7 protein-coding genes are annotated in these 7,168 nt (G+C 56.7%); 5 read left to right on the top strand and 2 right to left on the bottom strand.

Going from position 1 to position 7,168, the window contains the following annotated elements:
* Nucleotides 1-44: 44 nt before the first annotated feature.
* On the bottom strand, nucleotides 45-1,295 hold the full coding sequence (glyA, locus tag WMO26_RS05710) for a serine hydroxymethyltransferase (RefSeq protein WP_349218809.1): 1,251 nt from the start codon (nucleotides 1,293-1,295) through the stop codon (nucleotides 45-47).
* Between the two features lie 241 nt (nucleotides 1,296-1,536).
* On the opposite strand from glyA, the gene WMO26_RS05705 reads away from it, so the two are divergent.
* The 5 genes from WMO26_RS05705 (at nucleotide 1,537) to WMO26_RS05685 (ending at nucleotide 5,800) form a co-directional block, all read left to right on the top strand.
* A complete protein-coding gene (locus WMO26_RS05705; RefSeq protein ID WP_349218807.1) occupies nucleotides 1,537-2,424 on the top strand; it encodes a cation diffusion facilitator family transporter in 888 nt (295 codons plus the stop codon).
* Between the two features lie 58 nt (nucleotides 2,425-2,482).
* Nucleotides 2,483-2,791: a YlmC/YmxH family sporulation protein gene (locus WMO26_RS05700; protein WP_349218805.1), complete on the top strand. Its 309-nt coding sequence runs from the start codon at nucleotides 2,483-2,485 to the stop codon at nucleotides 2,789-2,791.
* Nucleotides 2,792-2,930: 139 nt separating this feature from the next.
* Entirely contained in the window at nucleotides 2,931-4,259 is a 1,329-nt protein-coding gene (locus WMO26_RS05695; RefSeq protein WP_349218804.1) for a UDP-glucose dehydrogenase family protein, read from the top strand.
* 16 nt (nucleotides 4,260-4,275) lie between these two features.
* The gene (locus WMO26_RS05690) at nucleotides 4,276-5,265 is read left to right on the top strand and encodes an NAD-dependent epimerase/dehydratase family protein (protein WP_349218803.1); all 990 of its coding nucleotides are present in this window, start codon (nucleotides 4,276-4,278) and stop codon (nucleotides 5,263-5,265) included.
* A 211-nt stretch (nucleotides 5,266-5,476) separates the two neighbouring features.
* Nucleotides 5,477-5,800 carry a helix-turn-helix domain-containing protein gene (locus tag WMO26_RS05685; RefSeq protein ID WP_349218801.1) on the top strand — a complete coding sequence of 108 codons (324 nt, stop codon included), beginning with the start codon at nucleotides 5,477-5,479 and terminating at the stop codon, nucleotides 5,798-5,800.
* Between the two features lie 105 nt (nucleotides 5,801-5,905).
* On the opposite strand, the gene WMO26_RS05680 is transcribed toward WMO26_RS05685, so the two are convergent.
* Entirely contained in the window at nucleotides 5,906-7,117 is a 1,212-nt protein-coding gene (locus WMO26_RS05680; protein WP_349218800.1) for an acetate/propionate family kinase, read from the bottom strand.
* Between the last annotated feature and the right edge of the window lie 51 nt (nucleotides 7,118-7,168).

Below are 7,168 nucleotides of genomic sequence, written 5' to 3'. Positions count from 1 at the left end.
AAAAGACGGCGGCCGCCGGTTCGGGGGGCCTTTCCTGTTTCGGATTAATAAAGCGGGTATTTGGCACACAGCTCGGTAACGCCTTTGCGAATGGAATCGGCGGAGTTCTCAAAGTCGTTTATGGCAAGAGCGATATATTCCGCAATCTTGTCCATATCCTCCACGCCCAGGCCGCGGCTGGTGGCGGCGGGGGTGCCGATACGGATGCCGCTGGTGATGAAGGGGCTGCGGGGTTCGTTGGGGATGGTGTTCTTATTGACGGTGATGTACACCTCGTCGAGCCGGTGCTCGAGCTCCTTGCCGGTCACGTCCAGATCCCGCAGGTCTACAAGCATCAGGTGATTGTCGGTGCCGCCGGAAACCAGCTTGACGCCCCGGTTCAAAAGGCCCTTGGCCAGCGCCGCGGCGTTGTCCACCACGTTTTTGGCGTACTGCTTGAATTCGGGCTTTAACGCCTCGCCGAAGCAGACGGCCTTGGCGGCGATGATGTGCATCAGCGGGCCGCCCTGGGTACCCGGGAACACGGCCTTGTTAACCGCCTTGGCATACTCCTCCTTGCACAGGATCATGCCGCCGCGGGGACCGCGCAGGGTCTTATGGGTGGTGGTGGTGACAATGTCCGCATAAGGTACGGGGCTGGGATGCTGGCCGCCGGCCACCAGGCCCGCGATGTGGGCCATGTCCACCATGAACAGGGCGCCCACCTTCTTGGCGATGTCGCCGATGCGCTCAAAGTCGATGATGCGGGGATAGGCGCTGGCACCCGCCACAATCATCTTGGGTTTTACTTCCTTGGCCTGGGCATAAAGCTTGTCGTAATCAATGGTGTGAGTAACCTCGTCCACCCCATAGGAAACAAAGTTATAGTAGCTGCCGGACATGTTGACCGGGGAGCCGTGGGTCAAATGGCCGCCCTCCGCCAGACTCATGCCCAGCACCGTGTCGCCGGGTTTTAACATGGCGAAATAGACCGCCAGGTTCGCCTGGGCGCCGGAATGAGGCTGGACGTTGGCGTGCTCGGCGCCGAAGAGCTCCTTGGCCCGCTCGATGGCGATGTTCTCAACGATGTCCACGTCCTCGCAGCCGCCGTAGTACCGCTTGCCGGGATAGCCCTCGGCGTACTTGTTGGTCAGCACGCTACCCATAGCCGCCATCACCGCCGGGGAAACAATGTTCTCCGATGCGATCAGCTCAATGTTGCGGCGCTGGCGCTTTAGCTCCAGGTTCATCGCCTCGCCTACCTGCGGGTCCGTGTTCGTTACAAACCCAATGGTGTCCATCATGTTATCAAACATAGTCGTGACTTCCTTTCCGCTTCTTGCGTTTGGCGTTTCCTTAGCCCGCTGCCACTCCCTGCGGGCTCCTTGGAAGGTGGGACAATATTGTTTTTTATTATACACAAAATCCATAAAAAACACAAGTGCCGTCCCTTTTCTTTTCCCGCATCCCGCACCCCCTCAGACACTGCGCATACCATAGAAATGGGCTTTTCCATGCGGGGCCCTTCCCAGTAACAGAAAAAGGAGTGGCTGCTCCATGAAATCCAATCCCTCCTGCACCCGCATTGCCAACGTCACCTCTGCCGTGACCATAGCCGTCAATTTCCTGCTTTCCGCCTTCAAATTCTTAGCCGGCATTCTGGGCCAGTCGTCGGCCATGCTTTCCGACGCGGTGCATTCCGCTTCCGATGTGCTGAGCACCTTTGTGGTCTTAATCGGGGTAAACCTTTCCCACAAAAAGGCGGACAAAGGCCATCCCTACGGCCACGAACGCATCGAATGCATTGCCTCCTTCGTGCTGGCGGGAATGCTTTTCGTCACCACCTTCGGCATCGGCGCAAAGGCGGTGGAACATATCGCGCTTTTGGCCCAAGGCGGCGCCATCCCTGTTCCGGGCGGGATAGCGCTTCTGGCAGCCGTCGTCTCCATTGTGGTCAAGGAATGGATGTTCTGGTACACCCGGGCGGCGGCGCGTAAAGTGAGGTCGGGCGCGCTGATGGCCGACGCCTGGCACCACCGCAGCGACGCGTTGTCCTCCATCGGCAGCCTCATCGGGGTAGGCGGGGCCATGCTGGGATTCCCCATCTTCGACCCCATCGCTTCCCTGCTCATCTGCCTGCTCTTGGCCAAGACCGCTTTCTCCATCGCAAGGGAGGCGGCCGGCCAGCTCATCGACAAGGCCGCCGACGAGGAAACCGTGGCCCGCATCGCCCGGGAGGTATGCCGGTGCGACGGGGTTTTGCGCATCGACGATTTGAAAACCCGCCTCTATGCAAACGGCATGTATGTAGACGTGGAAATCGCGGCTGACGGACGTCTTTCTCTGAAGGAAGCCCATGCCATCGCCGAAGAGGTCCATCAGCGCATCGAACACGCCTTCGACGGAGTTAAGCACTGCATGGTGCACGTCAATCCTGATTTCTGACAAGAGGACTCCTATCCTTCCTTTTTCCCGCATATACTGAAAAAGGAGGCGATGGGATATGCATTGTAGAATCTCCGACCTGCGCTGCAAGGAAGTGGTCAACGTCAAGACCGGTACCAAAATCGGGATGGTGTGCGATGTGGCGGTGGACACCTGCAACGCCACGGTCCTGTCCATCATTGTCTACGGCCGGTGCAAGTTCTTCGGCCTGCTGGGGCGGGAGGACGACATCGTCATCCCCTGGTGCGACATCAACATCATCGGCCGGGACACCGTCCTGGTTAATTTCAACGAACGGCCCTGCCGAAAGAAAAAACGCAAGGGGGTTTTCCGCAATGCCTTCAAAGGTCTGATGGGAAACGACTGAGCGGACAATTTGACTTGCAATAATTCTTACGGCTGATATAATAATAGAATGGAAAGGGTAAAATTTAGGTGCATTCGGCATAAAAATGGGTGATTTTCCCGTTTTATGGATAAGAATGGGTCAATTCAGAAAAGAACGGATGTTTGATGTGAACCAGATTGCGGTTATCGGCACCGGATACGTAGGGCTTGTCTCCGGCGCGTGCTTATCGGAATTCGGCTTAAAAGTCGTATGCATGGATGTGGACGAATCCAAGATCAACTGTCTCAAGCGGGGGATCATCCCCATTTACGAGCCGGGGCTGGAAGAAATCGTAGTACGAAATGAGAAATCAGGCCGTCTTTCCTTTACCACCGATATCGGCGAGGCGGTGGAGCACGCCACGGTGGTTTTCATCGCGGTGGGCACCCCGCCTCAGGAGGACGGCTCGGCGGATTTGAAGTATGTGCTCGAGGCCGCCCGGTCCATTGCCAAATGTATGAACGGGTATAAGATCATCGTGGACAAATCCACCGTGCCGGTAGGCACCGGGCGCAAGGTCAAGGCGGTCATCCGGGAGGTGCTGCGGGAGCGGGGTGTGGACTACGATTTTGACGTGGTGTCCAACCCGGAGTTCCTGCGGGAGGGCTCGGCGGTCAACGACTTTATGCACCCCGACCGCATCGTCATCGGCACCCAGAGCAACAAGGCTCGCAAAACCATGCGCAGCGTTTACCGGGTTTTGTACATCAACAACCACCCCTTCGTCTTTACCAATGTGGAGACGGCGGAGGTCATCAAGTACGCTTCCAACGCATTCTTAGCCACCAAGATCACCTTTATCAACGAAATCGCCAACCTGTGCGAGGCGGTGGGGGCAAATGTGCAGCAGGTGTCAAACGCCATTGGGCTGGACAAGCGCATCGGCAAGTATTTTCTGCATGCGGGACCGGGTTACGGGGGAAGCTGCTTTCCAAAGGATACCAAGGCCCTTGTGAACACCGGCAAGGAATTCGGGGTGGAAATGTCGCTGATCGACTCGGTGATCAATGCAAACGACCTGCACAAGCTCAAGATGGTGGACAAGATTACCGCCGCCTTAGGGGATGTGGAAGGAAAAACCATCGCCGTGCTGGGCCTCTCCTTTAAGCCGGAAACCGACGACGTGCGGGAAGCGCCCTCTTCCACCATTGTGCACGAGCTGCACCGGCGGGGAGCTCACATCCGCGCCTATGACCCGGCGGCTATGGAGAATGCCGCCCGGTTCGCCTTTTCCGACCTTCCCATCGCTTACGCTCAGGACGAGTACGACTGCGTGGCAGGCGCCCATGCGGTGGTGCTGGTCACGGAATGGAACCAGTTCCGCAGCCTGGATCTCGAACAGATGAAAAGCACCATGGCGGCTCCCTACTTTTTTGATTTCCGCAACATTTACGAGCGCCGGGATGTGGAAGAAAAGGGCTTTGCCTACTTTGGCGTAGGCCGATAGGAAGAAGGTCTGGAGAATGGAAACCATTGTTGTCACGGGAGCGGCGGGCTTTATCGGCTCGCATGTCTGCGAGGCGCTCCTTGCAGAGGGATACGGGGTCATCGGAATCGATCATTTTAACGACTTTTACTCTCCTGCCGTCAAGGAGCGAAACTGGGAAGCGGTGGAAACGACGGCAAAACGTCTCGGAGCCGGCGGCAGGCTTCGTCTGTTCCGAAGCGACATCCGGGACGCCGGGGAAATGGAACAAGTTTTTGCAAGCGCACCGGTGGACGGCGTGATCCATCTGGCCGCTTATGCGGGGGTTCGACCCTCCATTCAGCAGCCGCTTCTTTATACCGATGTGAACTTAAACGGGACCCTGGTCCTTTTGGACATCCTACAAAAACATCAAGTCAAGCGGCTGGTGTTCGCCTCTTCCTCCTCGGTATACGGCAACAACAAGAAGATCCCGTTTAGCGAAGACGATTTTGTGGACAAGCCCATCTCCCCTTACGCCGCCACCAAAAAGGCGGGGGAACTGCTGTGCCACACCTGGCATCATCTTTACGGGATCAAGACCGCGTGCCTGCGCTTTTTCACCGTCTATGGTCCGCGCCAGCGCCCGGATCTGGCCATCCACAAGTTTACCCGCCGTATGCTCGCTGGAGAACCCATTCCCTTCTACGGCGACGGCACCAGCCGGCGGGATTACACCTATATCGACGACATTGTGGACGGCGTGATGCGGGCGCTTGCCTGGACCAAAGGCGAGGGCAGCCGGTTTGAGGTGTTTAACCTGGGAGAATCCAACACCATTTCCCTGTCCGAAATGGTGAGGACGCTGGAAAACGTCCTGGGCGTCCGGGCAAAGCTGGAACGGCTTCCGGCCCAGTCGGGGGACGTGAATGTGACCTACGCGGATGTAAGCAAAGCGCGTCGGGTGCTGGGGTACTGCCCGTCCACTCCGTTTGAGGAAGGGATCCGGCGTTTTGTGAAGTGGATGAACGAGCAGCCACAGGAATAAGGGAATGGAGGCCGGCCGGCTTTTTTCGGCCGGCCTTTGTGATTTTTTGGACAATTTTCACATTGCCTTTACAATTATGGAAAATCCGTGTATAATAGGCTTGGTAAAAATGACATATTTTATCGGAAACGATGGAGATTTTCCTATTCCCAGCAAAGCGCTCGCCGCTTCCGATTGGGCGCCGCCATCGGTTCCATCGGGAGGGATTTTTATGTTGCGAAACCTAAAAGCCCTGCGCAGGTCCCGCCGCCTCAACCAGCAGGAGCTGGCTGAGCTGCTTCATATTTCTCAGGCTTCTATCAGCAAATACGAGATGGGCTTAGTGGAGCCGGACATTTATATCATCAAACAGATCGCTGCTTTTTTCCAGGTGTCCATTGACGATCTCCTGGGGGAAGAAAAGGGAAAGCCTTTATACAAGGAGGACCTTTCCCAGGAGGAAAAGCAGTTTCTCGACGGGTACGGGCGGCTGACTCAGGTGGAGAAGGAGCTGGTATGCTCTATCATGCAGGAGCGGCTGCGTCCCCAGCCTTAGCACAGCAATCACCTGAAAGCCGGAAAACCGCCCTTTTCCTGTTTCATGTATGAAAAAACGCCCGGCCGGGGAGCTTTCCCGGCCGGGCGAACTGCGTTTTGAGACTTATTTCTGCATACCTTCTACAATTTCCTTGGTATCGCGGGCGATAACCAGTTCTTCATTGGTGGGGATGACGTACACCTTCACGGCGGAATCGGGAGTGGAAATTTCCGCTTCCTTGCCGCGGATGGTTTCCTTGTTGAGCGCGTCGTTGATCTTCACGCCCATGAAGGAGATATTTTTGCACACGTCCTCGCGCAACTCAGCGGAGTTTTCACCGATGCCGCCGGTAAAGACGATGGCGTCTACCCCGTCAAGAGCGGCGGCAAAAGCGCCGACAAACTTGCGGATCTGATAACGCTGCATCTTCTGGGCGAGAATGGCGCGCTCATTGCCTTCCTGTGCGGCCTTCTCGATGTCCCGGTTGTCGCTGGAAACGCCGGAAATGCCCAGCATACCCGACTTCTTATTGAAGAGTTCGGAAAGCTGCGCGCCGGACAGGTTCTCCTTTTCCGCGATGAAGGTGACCACCGAGGGATCCAAGGTACCGGTGCGGGTTCCCATGATAAAGCCGTCCAGCGGAGTCAGGCCCATGGTAGTGTCAATAACCTTGCCATCCTTGACCGCCGCCAGGGAGGAACCGTTGCCCAGGTGACAGGTGATGATCTTGGTGCCCTGGGCGGGCTTGCCCATTACCTGGAGGCAGCGGGCGGTCACATAGCGGTGAGAAGTGCCGTGGAAGCCGTAGCGGCGGATCTGGTACTTCTCATAATATTCATAGGGGATGGCGAACATATACGCCTCGGGAGGCATGGTGGAATGGAAGGAGGTATCGAAAACGACCACTTCCGGAATCTCCGGGCCCAGCGCCTCACGGCAGGCAAGAATGCCCTGGATGTGGGCGTGGTTGTGAAGGGGGGCCAGCGGAATCAGGCTCTGGATGCCTTCGATGGTCTTCTCAGTCACAAGCTCGGAATGCTTGAAGATGGCGCCGCCCTGCACGATGCGGTGGCCCACGGCGGAAATTTCACTCATGCTGGAAATCACAGCGGCCTTGCCGGTGGTCAGCACCTTCTCCACCTCTTTAAAGGCGTCGGTATGGGTGGGAAGATTGATGTCGTACTCCACCTGTCTGCCATCGGCGGTGGTGTGACGGATGTGCCCGCCGATGCCGATGCGCTCGCAAAGCCCTTTTGCGATGACGCTTTCGTCCTTCATGTCAATCAGCTGATATTTCAGCGATGAACTGCCTGCGTTGATAACCAGAATTTTCATTTCGTTCCTCCTACTATTTTCCAGGGGATTGTCACCATGTCCCCATTGGTG

This window comes from Solibaculum intestinale (assembly GCF_040096205.1).
In the GTDB taxonomy this organism is placed as follows: domain Bacteria; phylum Bacillota; class Clostridia; order Oscillospirales; family Acutalibacteraceae; genus Solibaculum_A; species Solibaculum_A intestinale.
This window is presented reverse-complemented; position numbering and strand designations above follow the sequence as displayed.